General features: G+C 50.1%; 13 protein-coding genes. 7 read left to right on the top strand and 6 right to left on the bottom strand.

The features are described 5' to 3' along the window. Positions 1 to 149 precede the first annotated feature (149 nt). From ABNS49_RS04800 to ABNS49_RS04785, 4 genes are all read left to right on the top strand, one after another. A complete protein-coding gene (locus tag ABNS49_RS04800; RefSeq protein WP_135981347.1) occupies positions 150 to 560 on the top strand; it encodes a hypothetical protein in 411 nt (136 codons plus the stop codon). After that, positions 557 to 1,123, top strand: coding sequence for a TetR family transcriptional regulator (locus ABNS49_RS04795; protein ID WP_168353668.1), 567 nt, complete (start codon positions 557 to 559; stop codon positions 1,121 to 1,123). Before ABNS49_RS04800 ends, ABNS49_RS04795 begins: the two co-directional genes overlap by 4 nt. A 66-nt stretch (positions 1,124 to 1,189) precedes the next feature. Then, on the top strand, positions 1,190 to 2,026 hold the full coding sequence (locus ABNS49_RS04790; RefSeq protein ID WP_288342287.1) for an MBL fold metallo-hydrolase: 837 nt from the start codon (positions 1,190 to 1,192) through the stop codon (positions 2,024 to 2,026). Next, positions 2,019 to 3,056, top strand: coding sequence for an aldo/keto reductase (locus ABNS49_RS04785; protein ID WP_288342286.1), 1,038 nt, complete (start codon positions 2,019 to 2,021; stop codon positions 3,054 to 3,056). The genes ABNS49_RS04790 and ABNS49_RS04785 overlap by 8 nt, the downstream gene beginning before the upstream one ends. Positions 3,057 to 3,454: 398 nt before the next feature. Here ABNS49_RS04785 and ABNS49_RS04780 read toward each other — a convergent pair whose 3' ends face one another. From ABNS49_RS04780 to ABNS49_RS04770, 3 genes are all read right to left on the bottom strand, one after another. Next, complete coding sequence (locus ABNS49_RS04780) at positions 3,455 to 3,625, bottom strand: hypothetical protein (RefSeq protein ID WP_288342285.1); 171 nt, start codon at positions 3,623 to 3,625, stop codon at positions 3,455 to 3,457. Between the two features lie 363 nt (positions 3,626 to 3,988). Then, the gene (gene aroE, locus ABNS49_RS04775) at positions 3,989 to 4,858 is read right to left on the bottom strand and encodes a shikimate dehydrogenase (RefSeq protein ID WP_288342284.1); all 870 of its coding nucleotides are present in this window, start codon (positions 4,856 to 4,858) and stop codon (positions 3,989 to 3,991) included. Then, positions 4,855 to 5,394 (bottom strand): shikimate kinase, encoded by a 540-nt coding sequence (locus tag ABNS49_RS04770; RefSeq protein ID WP_135981341.1) that lies wholly within the window; start codon positions 5,392 to 5,394, stop codon positions 4,855 to 4,857. Before ABNS49_RS04770 ends, aroE begins: the two co-directional genes overlap by 4 nt. A gap of 134 nt (positions 5,395 to 5,528) precedes the next feature. Between ABNS49_RS04770 and aroD the strand changes: the two genes are divergently transcribed. Further along, a complete protein-coding gene (gene aroD, locus ABNS49_RS04765; protein WP_135981340.1) occupies positions 5,529 to 6,299 on the top strand; it encodes a type I 3-dehydroquinate dehydratase in 771 nt (256 codons plus the stop codon). A 240-nt stretch (positions 6,300 to 6,539) separates the two neighbouring features. Here the strand turns inward: aroD and ispG are convergent, their stop codons facing one another. Further along, entirely contained in the window at positions 6,540 to 7,589 is a 1,050-nt protein-coding gene (ispG, locus tag ABNS49_RS04760) for a flavodoxin-dependent (E)-4-hydroxy-3-methylbut-2-enyl-diphosphate synthase (protein ID WP_135980487.1), read from the bottom strand. A 153-nt stretch (positions 7,590 to 7,742) separates the two neighbouring features. Here ispG and ABNS49_RS04755 point away from each other — a divergent pair, with 153 nt between their 5' ends. Next, positions 7,743 to 9,113 (top strand): NAD(P)/FAD-dependent oxidoreductase, encoded by a 1,371-nt coding sequence (locus ABNS49_RS04755; protein ID WP_135980488.1) that lies wholly within the window; start codon positions 7,743 to 7,745, stop codon positions 9,111 to 9,113. Between the two features lie 119 nt (positions 9,114 to 9,232). Further along, positions 9,233 to 10,699 carry an ROK family protein gene (locus ABNS49_RS04750; protein ID WP_135980489.1) on the top strand — a complete coding sequence of 489 codons (1,467 nt, stop codon included), beginning with the start codon at positions 9,233 to 9,235 and terminating at the stop codon, positions 10,697 to 10,699. A 139-nt stretch (positions 10,700 to 10,838) separates the two neighbouring features. Here the strand turns inward: ABNS49_RS04750 and ABNS49_RS04745 are convergent, their stop codons facing one another. Beyond that, complete coding sequence (locus ABNS49_RS04745) at positions 10,839 to 11,495, bottom strand: HAD family phosphatase (protein ID WP_135980490.1); 657 nt, start codon at positions 11,493 to 11,495, stop codon at positions 10,839 to 10,841. 2 nt (positions 11,496 to 11,497) lie between these two features. Next, on the bottom strand, positions 11,498 to 12,265 hold the full coding sequence (locus ABNS49_RS04740) for a DeoR/GlpR family DNA-binding transcription regulator (protein ID WP_135980491.1): 768 nt from the start codon (positions 12,263 to 12,265) through the stop codon (positions 11,498 to 11,500). Between the last annotated feature and the right edge of the window lie 204 nt (positions 12,266 to 12,469).

Below are 12,469 nucleotides of genomic sequence, written 5' to 3'. Positions count from 1 at the left end.
CAAGGGCAGCTGTCCTTCAGGATACGCTGTTCTTTGTTGATACGTTCCACATCATCCATATTTTTATCCTTTGCAGTTTCTTGCGAAGATGTCCGGCATTTTGAACGCTTTTTTCTGCTATAATCAAAGAAAAGGGAGGGAAAAAGGATATGGACGTGGTTTGGGAAGTATTGTTCGCGCTCATCTTTCTCGGGTTGTATATCTGGCGACGCAAAACACATGGCGGCTGGATCTGGCTGTTGTTCGCTCTGTTCGCGCCCATCGTACATATGGCATGGACGAGCCGCTTCATCCTAAACGAGCCGCTTGTGGCGCCGCTTGCGTACGGGATGTTGTGTTTGTGGACGGCCGGGATGATCGTGCCATGGTATTGTATGAGGAAAGGCGTGGCTTTGGTGTACTCCTTGCTAGATTTGATGTCGTGGCCGTTTGCGTTTTTTGTCGAGCTCCAATATGGCGGCTTTTCCCCTCGCTACGCGATGGCGCGCGCCGCGTTGTTTCTTTTATTCGGCCTTAACGCCGTTTTGCTTGGAAGACTAGGAGGAAAATGGATCCAATGAATCAATCAAGGGAAGAAACAAAAACGGATATCGCCACGGCGCTACTTTGGGAACTGGAAAAGACGCCGCTTAAAAAGATGACCATCCAGCAAATCGCGAAGCGGGCGGGCGTGTCCAAACAGACGTTTTACAATCACTTTCAGGACAAGGAGGCGCTCGTTCAGTACGTGTACGACACCGTGATCATTCCCGATTTTGACGAGAAGCGGTTTCCTGAACGTTTCGCGCCAAGCTATCTTCGCACGCTGGAAGCGATGAAAAAGCATGGCGAGTTTATGAGGCAGGCGCTGCTTCTGGAAGGGCAGAACGATTTGAAATCGTACATCACGACGCATTGTGAACGGTTCGATGTGGCTTATCATACCCGAATGTATGGAAAAAAGCTGCCGGAATCGCTGCGTCTGGCGACGATTTACCACGCCAACGCGTCGAGCGCGATGACGTTTTCATGGATTTTGGGCGGTTTCTCGACACCGGCCGTCGAGCTGGTGCGCCTTGTGTGCCAAATGCGGGCGACGGGTATGGAACAAACGCTGGCCGATTTGTATAAACTGGACGATTGAGGCGAAATGTCTATTGAGGGCGTTTCGCTTTTTTCTTATAGTAAAGACAAAGAAGGAGGAGCGGGAATGCGAACCATAGAAAAGAACGCGAAAGGACAGGCGGTGGCGCCGGCCGCCGTTCCAATGACGAAAAAAGAGTTTGAAACGGACGGCCAGACGCGTGTGTACTGGCTTGGGGGAGGGGGCGCGATGATCCACTCACGGGATACGAACGTGCTCATCGACCCGATTTTGGAAGGATTCGATATCGACTTGCTCGTGGACGATCCGCTGCCGGTTGAAGAAGTTGGAATGGTGGATGGCGTGCTCGTCACCCATATCGACAACGACCACTTTTCCCGGATGACGCTTGGCGATATCGCGAACAATGTGCATTCGATGCACGCGCCGGGCTACGTGGGCGACGTGATGGTCGAGGAAGGATTCAAAAACGCGAACAAGCGCTATATTGGCGAAACGTTCGCGGTCGGCTCGTTGAAGGTGACGACGACGCCGGCTTGCCACAACTGGCAAAACGGCTCGGCGAAGTACAACACCCGGTACTGGAAAGAGGAGGACTATTGCGGGTACTGGATTGAAACGAAGGATGGCACGATTTGGATGCCGGGCGATTCCCGGCTGCTGGGCAGCCATCTGCATATGCCCGATCCCGACGTCATTTTGTTTGACTTTGCCGACAACGAATGGCACATCACGCTGGAGGGCGCGATCCAGCTGGCGAACGCGTATCCGGATGCCGATTTGATTTGCATTCACTGGGGGACGGTGGACGCGCCCGATATGACGCCGTTTAACGGCAATCCAATGGATTTGATGGATTGGGTCGTGCATCCGGCGCGGATCCATGTGCTGGCGCCGGGAGAGGCGTTTGTGTTGAAAGGAGAGGAGAAACGCTATGGATAAAAAAAGATTGGGAACGACCGATACGATGGTGTCGCCCATTTGTCTGGGCTGTATGGGCTTTGGCGAACCGGCGCACGGACAACACGAATGGACGCTGGATTACGCGCAGACGAAACCGATCATTCAACGCGCGCTGGAGGCGGGAATCAACTTTTTCGATACCGCGCCGGTGTATTCGGATGGCGATTCGGAAGCGTTCATTGGCAGAGCGCTAAAAGAGATTGGCGCGCAAAGAAAGGATGTTGTGCTGGCGACGAAGTTTTATCCGAAACCGGTGGAGAACGAGCAGACAACAATGGCGTATATTGAAGGCTGTCTGGACGCTTCTCTGGCGCGCTTGCAAACCGATTATGTCGATTTGTACATTTTGCATATGTGGGACTATAACACGCCGATCGAAGAAACGCTGGAAGCGCTCGATTCTCTCGTGAAGGCAAAAAAGATCCGCCATATTGGCATTTCGAACGCGTACGCGTGGCAGGTGGCGATGGCGAACACGATGGCCAAAGAGCGGGGACTGACACCGTTCGTGTCGATACAGGGTCACTACAACCTCATCTTCCGCGAGGAGGAGCGGGAAATGATTCCGTGCGCAAACTTCTTTGGCATGGCGGTTACGCCGTATTCCTCGCTGGCGGGTGGTCGTCTGGCGCGAAAGAAAACCGTGGATACGAAGCGCAAGGAGCTCGATTCCTATGCCCGCTTCAAATATGACAAGACGGAAGCGGAAGACCGGAAGATCATTGACGAGGTGGAGAAAATCGCCGGCGAGCTTGGCGTTTCAATGGCTTCGGTGTCGCTGGCGTGGCTCATGGCCAAAGGGGCGGTTCCGATTGCGGGCGCGACCAAACCGGAACAGATCGAGGCGATGAAAGCAGCGATGTGTTTACAGTTGAATGAAGCGCAGATGGAATGTCTGGACGCCAATTATATCCCGCATGCGCTGGTGGGCGTCATGGCGCAAAACAAGCCGGGAAGCTCGCCATTCAGCCGGAAGGACGCGGACTTAAAGTGTTTGGAAAAACAATGAGTTGGCAATGAGAGAAGTGGAAGGAAATTGGATTCTTCCGCTTTTCGTGTTGACGTCCTCATTTTTTTCATGCTATAGTTTGTCCACATCCGCCTTCCGGCGGATCCTGATTCCAAACATCGAAAGATTCCGTTCTTTTTCCCCTGGTTCTTTCCTCTCTTGTCTTTTTATGGCTTCCTTTGATTTTTTCCTCATCACTTTTTTAGATCAAAGCACCGCATGAAAACAGAAATGGATCTTTTGCGATCTTGGTTTCATTGAAATAATTTTTTGGAGGCGCTTATTTGAACAATCATCAATACTATTTAATGATCCAGCAATTCACGTTGTTTAGTGACTTTTTCATGCACGCCGTCTTTTCCCACAGTAGGGAATCCGTGCAGCTGCTTGCCCGGATCTTAACGGGCAAAACCGACTTGATCGTTGTAGAATGGGGTCTGGAAGTGAAAAAGGGATTCCCGTTTTTTCGAAACGACCGCTACGACTTGTTCATCATCGACCAGTATGGCAATGTCTACAACATCGAGATCGAAAACACGCTTCGTTTCCTTGGCAAACGGGCTTTTCACAACATGTGCCTGCTGGGCTCTCAGGGCTTAAAACCGGGCGAAGAACACAAAGCGCTGCGGGAAAACTGGGTCGTCTTTTTAACGAAGAAGGATTTCCTTAAACAAAACGAACCATTTTACTCGTATGAATGGTTCAACTGCAAATGGCGGCGTATATTGAACACGAAAGCGCATATCCGCTTTGTGAATGGAGAATACCGGGGCGATGACGAATTGGGAAAGCTGATGCATGATTTCCACTGTACAAACCCGGATGACATGTTTTATGATGAGCTTAGAGAAGCAAAAAAAAGATCTGAAATCATTCGACCCCATCGGGTATCAGTTTGCGCCAAAGCGTATGAAAAAAGCCGGCAATCCGGCTTATTTGGCAAAGTATTTTTCTTTGATGATGTCGACCGGCATGTCGTGTCCGGTCCACAGTTTGAACGAAGCCGCCCCCTGATACAACAACATGTACATGCCGTTGGCCGTTTGGCATCCGGCCGCTTTCGCGTCTTTGAGCAGTTTGGTTTCCTGCGGGTTGTAAATGACGTCGAAGACGAACAAATCCTTGTGGAACATCGTCGGGTCGGTGATAATGGTGCGGTCGATGTTTGGCGCCATGCCGACATTCGTGCCGTTGACGAGAATGTCGCTTTGGGCAATCGAATTTCGCAAAACGGACTCGTCGCTAAAATCGTGCAGCGTGACGTGGCAATCGGTGCGCTCGTTGAGCGTATCGACGATTTCTTCGGCACGTTCGAAGAAGCCGTCTCGAATATTGAAGACGTGGATCTCCTTGAGTCCGTCCAGGGCGGCCTGAACAAGGATGGCAGTGGCGGCGCCACCCGCGCCTAGAAGGGTCATTGTTTTTCCCTTGAGGCCGACGTCGTTTTCCGCGACAGCGTCCATAAAGCCGACGCCATCGGTCGTGTAGGCGGTCAGCACGCCGTCGTCGTTAACGATCGTGTTGCACGCGCCCGAAATCTCGGAAGCGGGGGAGCGTTTGTCGGCGAGCTGGCACATGATGTTTTTGCATGGCATCGTGATATTCCAGCCGCGCGCGCCCAGGGTTTTCAAGCCTTCGACAGCCGTTTTCATGCCGTTTTCGTCAACGTCAAACGCCAAGTACGCGTAGTCGAGGCCAAGCTGTTCGCACGCCTCGTTGTGCATGGCGGGGGAAATGCTGTGGGCGACCGGGCTGCCCAGCAAACAAAGCAGGCCGGTGTGGCCGCTGATGGGTTTTGTCATAAGGGATTCCTTTCTATTGATTCATTGATGCGGCGAATGATTTCCTCGCCAATTTCGGATGCCGATTTCCCGTCGGTTTCGACGACGATGTCGGCCGCTTTTTCATAGGCGGGGCGTCGGGTTTCCATGAGCGCGGCAATGTGCTCGATGGTCTTGTTGTTTTCAAGCAAAGGGCGGTCGTGGCTGTGCTCAACGCGTTCCAAAATCGTTTGCGGTTTGGCCGTCAGCAGCACGACGGTTCCGCTCTTTTTCATTTCGGCCACGTTTTCCTTTCGCATGGCGACGCCGCCACCGCACGAGACGATGACGTTTTGTTTGTTTTCGCATTCTTTGAGCAGGTTTGTCTCCTCGTTGCGAAAATACGGCTCGCCGCGCTGTTCGAAAATGTCGGGAATGCTCATGCCGTTGCGTTTGGCGATGATGTCGTCCATTTCGATGATTTCCATATCGTGTCGTTCCTGCAAGGCGCGGGCGATTGTGCTTTTGCCAACGCCCATGAAGCCAATCAGAAAAATATTTTTGTTCTTTGTTTCCATGAGATCCTCTCTCTTTCGTATCCATTATAGCGGAAACGATGAAAGAGAAACAAGGCTCTTTCATTTTGTTTCTTTTCTTCTCATTCGAGGAAAAATCGTGATAAGATAAAAAAAATCGAAAGGATGGAAACCAAATGGAAACAATCACGGTTCGAAATCAAACGATTGGGTCGGGAAAGCCGAAGGTGATCGTTCCAATCGTGCAAGCGACGCCTGAAGGGATCGAGGCGGCCGCGAAAACAATAAAGGAAAGTCCCGTCGATCTGGTGGAATGGCGAGTGGACTGGTTTGAAGCGTTTGCCGATTTGGAACGAGTCAAAGCGGTCGCGAAGCAGCTGCGCCAGGCTTTAGAAGACATTCCGCTGCTGGCGACGTTTCGCACGAAGGCGGAAGGAGGAGAGCAGGGGCTGGATAGCGCGGCGTACGAGAAGCTGAATCGGACGCTCATTCAATCGGGCGCGATCGACTTGATTGATATCGAGCTGTTTTCCGGAGAGGATATTGTTCGCTCTTTGGTGGAATGCGCCCATCAAAACGATGTAAAGGTCGTCGCTTCCAGTCATGATTTCAAGCAAACACCATCAAATGAGGATATGGAAAGTCGTTTGCGAACGATGCGAGATCTGGGCGCGGACGTGTTGAAACTCGCCGTTATGCCCAATACTGAAGACGATGTCGTTCGTCTGCTGGCGACGACAAGAAAGCTGGCCAATGAAAAGGAAATGAAGCCGCTTGTCACGATGGCGATGGGAGAAACTGGAAAGATCAGCCGGGTCGCGGGCGAGCTGTTTGGCTCGACGATGACATTTGGCTGCGTGGGACAGGCTTCCGCGCCGGGACAGATCCCGGTCGAAACGCTACACACGCTGCTGGATGTCGTTCACGAGAGTTTGGAAGAATGTTGAGAATGGAATCGAAGTCGGAGAGATCCGGCTTTTTTTGGTTTTATAAAGCTTGAAAAGAACGCCCGATTATTCTTTTGGTAACCCTATTTTTGATGCCAATTCCTCAGCCGTATAATTTGTATTTTCCATCAGAAAAAAGACAATTTTTTTCGTTTTTAGACATACCGACATTTATACTGACACTCAAACCGACATTTTTCCTTCATTCACAAAAAATCCGGGAAGGCCTCCCGGATTCGTTTAAAATTTGTCGATTTCCTCTTTCAAAACCGCGATCATCTGATCCTGCGGAATCTTTTTAATGACTTGTCCTTTTTTAATCAGCAAGCCTTCGTCCTTGCCGCCCGCGATCGCGATGTCGGCATGTTTGGCTTCGCCCGGCCCGTTGACCGCGCAGCCCATGATGGCTACCGTCATCGTCTTGTTGATTTGCTGGAGATAGTCCTCCACCCAGTTGACGACCGGTTCCATGTCCCATTGGGTGCGGCCGCACGTCGGGCAGGCCACCAGATCCGGCACGTTTTTAAGTAGCTTGCAGTCTTTCAGCAATTCCTTGACAATTGGGATCTCCTTGGCTGGCGAGCCATTGACGCTAATGCGAATCGTGTTGCCAATGCCATCCAGCAAAAGATTTCCCAACGCCAAAGACGATTTTATGGCGCTCGTCATCGTCGTGCCCGCCTCCGTCACACCTAAATGCAGCGGATAGTCGAATGTTTCGGACGCCAGTTTGTACGCCTCGATACACAAGATCGGATCGCTCGATTTAAACGAAAGCACTGTATCGTAAAAGTCGAGGGATTCCAAAATCTCGACATGGCGTCTGGCGCTCTCGATCATGCCTTCCGCCGTCGGCTTGCCGTATTTTTCATGAATGTCCTTTTCCAGCGAACCGGAATTGATGCCGATACGAATCGGGATGTGACGGGCTTTGCACGCCTCGACGACTTTTTCGACATTGGCGCGCGAGCCGATATTGCCCGGATTGATCCGAATCTTATCGACGCCGTTTTCGATGCATGCCAGCGCGAGCTTATAGTCGAAATGAATATCCGCCACAAGCGGAATGTGAATGTGCTCTTTGATCGTTTTGATGGCCTTGGCGTCCTCCATGTCCATGCAAGACACGCGGATGAGCTGGCAGCCAATCTTTTCCAGCTCCAAAATCTGGTCAATGACCGCCTGCGCGTTTTTTGTCGGCACGTTGCACATCGACTGGATGATGACCTCGTCGTTGCCGCCCAGCACCAGATCGCCGACCCGTACGCTTCTTGTTTGATTTCGTTTCATAATTTACCTCACTTATTCGTTTGGAACTTGATATGGATTCGCTTTGAGTATACCAAGTTCACGCAAATTAGAAAAGAAAAACAAGAGTTGACATTTCTTTTAAAATCCAATAAAATAAATCGGGTTTGCGAAAAAGGAGAACAAAAATAAACGATGAATAGTTACAATGTTGCGATCGTAGGCGCAGGGCCGGGAGGCATTTTCGCCGCCTACGAATTAAAAAAACAAAAACCGGAGCTTTCCGTCGTCGTCATTGAAAAGGGAAGCGCGCTGCATCGAAGAAAATGCCCAATCGACGGGGTGAAAATCAAATCATGCATCAACTGTCCTTCGTGTTCAATTATGAATGGATTCGGGGGCGCCGGCGCGTTCTCGGATGGAAAATACAATATCACCAACGAGTTTGGAGGCGACCTCTATAAATACGTAGGAGCCGACGAAGCCATCGAGCTGATGGAATACGTCGACGCCATCAACGTGGAAAACGGCGGGGCCGAAAGCCGGCTGTTCGCCAGCGAAAGACCGGACATCGCCAAGCTGTGCCTGCAAAACGATTTGCACCTTCTCAAAGCGAAAGTCCGCCACCTGGGAACCGATATCAACTATATCGTGCTGGAAAATCTCTACAACCAGCTCAAAGACCAAGTGGACTTCGTCTTTAATACCGAAGTGCAAACGATCGAGCGGGAAGGGGAGCGCTTCGTGCTCACGTGTCCAAAAGAACAGTTCACCGCCGACAAAGTCATCATTTCTACCGGACGTTCCGGCTCGAAGTGGATGGAAAGCATTTGCCAGTCGCTCTCGATCCCAACCGAGTCTTCCCGCATTGACATCGGGGTCCGCGTCGAAGTGCCATACGATATTTTCTCCGACATGACCGACGCGCTGTACGAGTCGAAAATCGTGTACCGCACAAAACGCTACCAGGACAAAGTGCGCACGTTCTGCATGAATCCGCATGGCGTGGTCGTGTCCGAAAACACGAACGGCATCATTACCGTAAACGGGCACAGCTATGAGGATCCGAAACTGTACACGAACAACACGAACTTCGCGCTGCTCGTGTCCAACCACTTCACCGAGCCGTTCCACCAGTCCAACCAGTATGGCGAGTCGATCGCCAGACTGTCCAACATGCTGGGAGGCGGCGTCATCGTCCAGCGGTTTGGCGACCTCATCCGCGGCCAGCGCTCGACCGAGGACCGCATTGAAAACGGCTTCGTAACGCCGACACTCAAAGCGACGCCAGGGGACTTGTCGCTCGTCATTCCAAAACGCCAGCTCGACGACATTATCGAAATGATCGAGGCGCTCGACCGGGTGTGCCCGGGCATGGCCAGCGACGACACGCTGTTGTACGGCATTGAAGTGAAGTTTTACAACATGCAAGTCGAAGTGGACGACAATCTTGAAACATGCGTCCCGGGGCTGTACGTCATTGGCGATTGCTCGGGTGTGACGCACTCGCTCTCGCACGCCAGCGCTTCGGGCGTGTACGCGGCAAGAAAAATCGCGGAAAAATAAAGTCAGAAAAACGATCGTGGTGAAATAGACGCGATCGTTTTTTATTTCTTTTGTAAGCCTTTTCAGAACTTGGATAAACCCATATAATAAAAACAGGAAAAGGAAAGAGAGGGGGAAGGATGGAAGAAAAAAAACGAAACGTGGAATTTATTGATTTTGATTTTCGCGCCTGGATCCAAAATCAGCCGCAAAAGGAATACGACCTTGTCGTCGAAGACGACGACCACTACCGGCTGCTGACAAAGTACGGCCGGGCGGAAATCAATTTTTATCCCAACGAAATCGTGGAAATCAGCATCACCAGCTTTAAAGACAACGAGCCGAAATACTACTTGCATTTTCAGCTCAAGGACGAGGAGCATACGAAAACGCTGTTTTACGAAATGGAACAGGCGCTCGAAACCTTGGAAAGCGAGCGCAAGATCAAAGTGCTGTTGTCGTGTTCCTCGGGCTTTACGACGTCTTTTTTCGCCAGCCGGCTGACGGAAGCGGCCGATACGCTCGATCTCGATTACACGTTTGACGCCGTGTCGTATTTCGACTTGTACGACCAGGCCGAAAACTACGATATCGTTCTGCTCGCGCCTCAAATCGGCTATATGCTTAAAAAATTGTCGACCTCGATGCCCAACAAGCTCATTTTGCAGATTCCGACTGCGGTGTTCGCCTCGTACGACGCGATGAGCGCGCTCGAATTTATCCAGACGAATTTGCGGCGGCGATGTGAAAAACACAAAAAGAAAAAAAAGAAGGAAGCCAGCGTGTGCCGGTGCGCCCAACAAGAAAAGGTCGTGCTCAGTTTGGCCGAGCTGTATGACGGCAACAAGGTCACGCTGTTTTTCCGGGTGTACGATCGAGGAACGATCATGCTTGACGATGTCGTCATCAAGGCCGATTTCAACTCCATTCCGCTGTGGGACACGATCGACTACTGTTTGAGCCAGTATCCGCAAATCGAGCTCATTACGATCGCGTTTCCAGGCGAAGTCAACGAGCAAGGCGTCGTCAATCACGTCCAGCGCGATTTACGCGACTATCCGCTTGGCGAGGAGGTACAGGCCCGCTACGGGATGCCGGCCATGATCGTCAACAACGTCAACGCGGCCGTCGTCGGCTATGGCGTCGAGCATCCTGAATACAAAAACATCACGTTCCACTCCCAGCCTTATGGAAAGCCGATGGGCGGGCAGGGCAATCTCGTCAACGGCACGCTCGTCACCGGGCTTTCCGGCATTGGCGGCGAGTTGAAATACTTTTTAGGCCGTATGCAGTTTTCCGACGATCCACGTCGTCTGGCCCGCACCGAACAAGGACAAATCGAGCTGGTCATCAACGCGCTGCTGCCAACGATCGCGCTCTTAGGCCCGGAAGTCGTCGTGCTCCGCACCCCGATGGTCAACGACATGCAAAGCCTGGAAAAACGGCTGGCTAATTTCATTCCGGCCCCATCCATTCCAAAGCTGGAGTTTATTAGCGACGTCAACGAGCTGATTTTCGAAGGCAGTTTGCAGCTGTGCGGCCAGTGGCGCCAAAAGCAGCTGGAAGTCAGTCCTGTCGAGTCGGCAAGTTTGCAATACGCGGCTTAACTGTAAAAATAAACGCAACTTGCAAAGAACTGGTTTTTGGAGTTGTTTGACTTGATTTGAAATGCAAGAAAAAAGAAAAGCGATCGGCTTGCTCAAGGAGAGAAAGTCGATCACTTTTTTGATCAATGAATGAATTGTCTTATAAAGAAAATTGGATTTCCTCCATTGTTTCGCAAATTTGTTTGACTTGTTCCAGATCTTTGACCTGGTCGGCAATATGGCCGGAGTCGATAATTCGAATATCCTGAACGCCCGCTTTGACGCTCGCGTTCACGCCGGCGAGCGAGTCTTCGATCACACAAATTTTTTCCGTAGGAACATCAATGTTTTTGGCGGCCTGCAGGAACATCGCTTCTTTATCTTTATACTGACCGTTGTCGTAAACGATCGTTTTAGGGTCGATCCAGCGGTCGAGATGGAAGCTTTCCACAAAAAAATCAATGTTGTCCTTGATGGACGCGGAGGCGATCGTGAACGGAACACCTCTTTTTTTCAACTCGTTAAATAGTTCTTTCGCTCCGGCAATCAAATGGAAATTTTTCGCGTCCTCTTTGCAAAACTCGCGGTAGTATTGTTCCTTGAGTGACGAATAGGCGCTCTCAAGTTTTTCGTCGGGTTTACCGCCGTTTAAGTAGCGGATGATGTATTTGTTGTTGACGCCATTCATTTTTGTATGCAGTTCCTCTTGTGTGATGCCGCGTCCGCGAATGGATTGGGAAATTTTATTCCAAGCCATAGTATGTTTGTCGTTATCGAGAAACAACGTTCCGTTAAAATCAAAAATTACTCCATGCATATTTATTCATCCTTTCCTGCTTGTATGATTTGGGTATATTGGCTATAATGCGCAATAAGATTTGGATTGGTGGTCGCATCCGTGATGATACCATCCATATTGTAGAGTTTGTAATAAACATAAAAGTCTTCCCGGTTAAATTTATGTTCGTCTATGAGCAAATAGCGATAACGTGCATTGTTAAGCGCGGTTTCTTGAACTTGGCCTTCCTCAATCGTAGATGTGGTGATTTGATTTTCCGCCAGTCCATTACAAGAAATAAAGGCGGCGGAAAATTTCAATCGCCCGAGCACTTCAGCGCATAAGGGACCCACAAAGCAGCTTGTATGGCTTCGAAATGTTCCTCCGGCTAAAAAAACTTGATCTGGATCTTGCTGCCGAATAATTTCAAAAACCGGTAGTGAATTCGTGATCACGCGCACTTTTCTTCCAGCAATTTCTTTGGCGAGCTGCTCAATCGTCGTGCCTGGACCTAAAAAGACCGTGTCATTGTCTTTGATCAGTTTGGCAGCTTGTCTTGCGATAGCTTTTTTTTCTTCTGTATTGACAGTCGATTTCTCAAAGTGGGAAAGTTCGAAGTCAATATTGTAGTTGACGGCTTGCGCGCCTCCGTGAACGCGAATCAACTTCCCGCTTTTTTCGAGTTCATCTAAATCGCGCCGGACAGTCATGTCCGATACATTGAGCGCGCTCATAATTTCCGTAGCCGTCACGATCCCTTTTTCATCCACAAGCCGACCAATATATTGTAGTCGTTCACTTTTCAGCATAATATCCTGTCCTTTCGAATTGGTTATAGCATGTGATTTATATCAAAGTCAACAAAAGCAAACATTTGGAACGAGAAAATTTGTTGGAATCTGAGTGTACGTGTTTAAATTTGTTTATGAAAACGTTGACAATTTCAAATTAATCGAATATAGTGAGTTTGTGAACAACAGAAATAAACAAAATCAAAATCAAATGAACAAGGA

The organism is uncultured Dubosiella sp. (assembly GCF_964018005.1).
Classification (GTDB): Bacteria; Bacillota_I; Bacilli_A; order Erysipelotrichales; family Erysipelotrichaceae; genus Dubosiella; species Dubosiella muris.
This window is presented reverse-complemented; position numbering and strand designations above follow the sequence as displayed.

Excerpts from the sequence above, each read along its gene's own strand:
- ABNS49_RS04800 (WP_135981347.1), top strand. The coding sequence starts at position 150 with ATGGACGTGGTTTGGGAAGTATTGTTCGCGCTCATCTTTCTCGGGTTG.
- ABNS49_RS04795 (WP_168353668.1), top strand. The coding sequence starts at position 557 with ATGAATCAATCAAGGGAAGAAACAAAAACGGATATCGCCACGGCGCTA.
- ABNS49_RS04790 (WP_288342287.1), top strand. The coding sequence starts at position 1,190 with ATGCGAACCATAGAAAAGAACGCGAAAGGACAGGCGGTGGCGCCGGCC.
- ABNS49_RS04785 (WP_288342286.1), top strand. The coding sequence starts at position 2,019 with ATGGATAAAAAAAGATTGGGAACGACCGATACGATGGTGTCGCCCATT.
- aroE (WP_288342284.1), bottom strand. The coding sequence starts at position 4,858 with ATGACAAAACCCATCAGCGGCCACACCGGCCTGCTTTGTTTGCTGGGC.
- ABNS49_RS04770 (WP_135981341.1), bottom strand. The coding sequence starts at position 5,394 with ATGGAAACAAAGAACAAAAATATTTTTCTGATTGGCTTCATGGGCGTT.
- aroD (WP_135981340.1), top strand. The coding sequence starts at position 5,529 with ATGGAAACAATCACGGTTCGAAATCAAACGATTGGGTCGGGAAAGCCG.
- ispG (WP_135980487.1), bottom strand. The coding sequence starts at position 7,589 with ATGAAACGAAATCAAACAAGAAGCGTACGGGTCGGCGATCTGGTGCTG.
- ABNS49_RS04755 (WP_135980488.1), top strand. The coding sequence starts at position 7,743 with ATGAATAGTTACAATGTTGCGATCGTAGGCGCAGGGCCGGGAGGCATT.
- ABNS49_RS04750 (WP_135980489.1), top strand. The coding sequence starts at position 9,233 with ATGGAAGAAAAAAAACGAAACGTGGAATTTATTGATTTTGATTTTCGC.
- ABNS49_RS04745 (WP_135980490.1), bottom strand. The coding sequence starts at position 11,495 with ATGCATGGAGTAATTTTTGATTTTAACGGAACGTTGTTTCTCGATAAC.
- ABNS49_RS04740 (WP_135980491.1), bottom strand. The coding sequence starts at position 12,265 with ATGCTGAAAAGTGAACGACTACAATATATTGGTCGGCTTGTGGATGAA.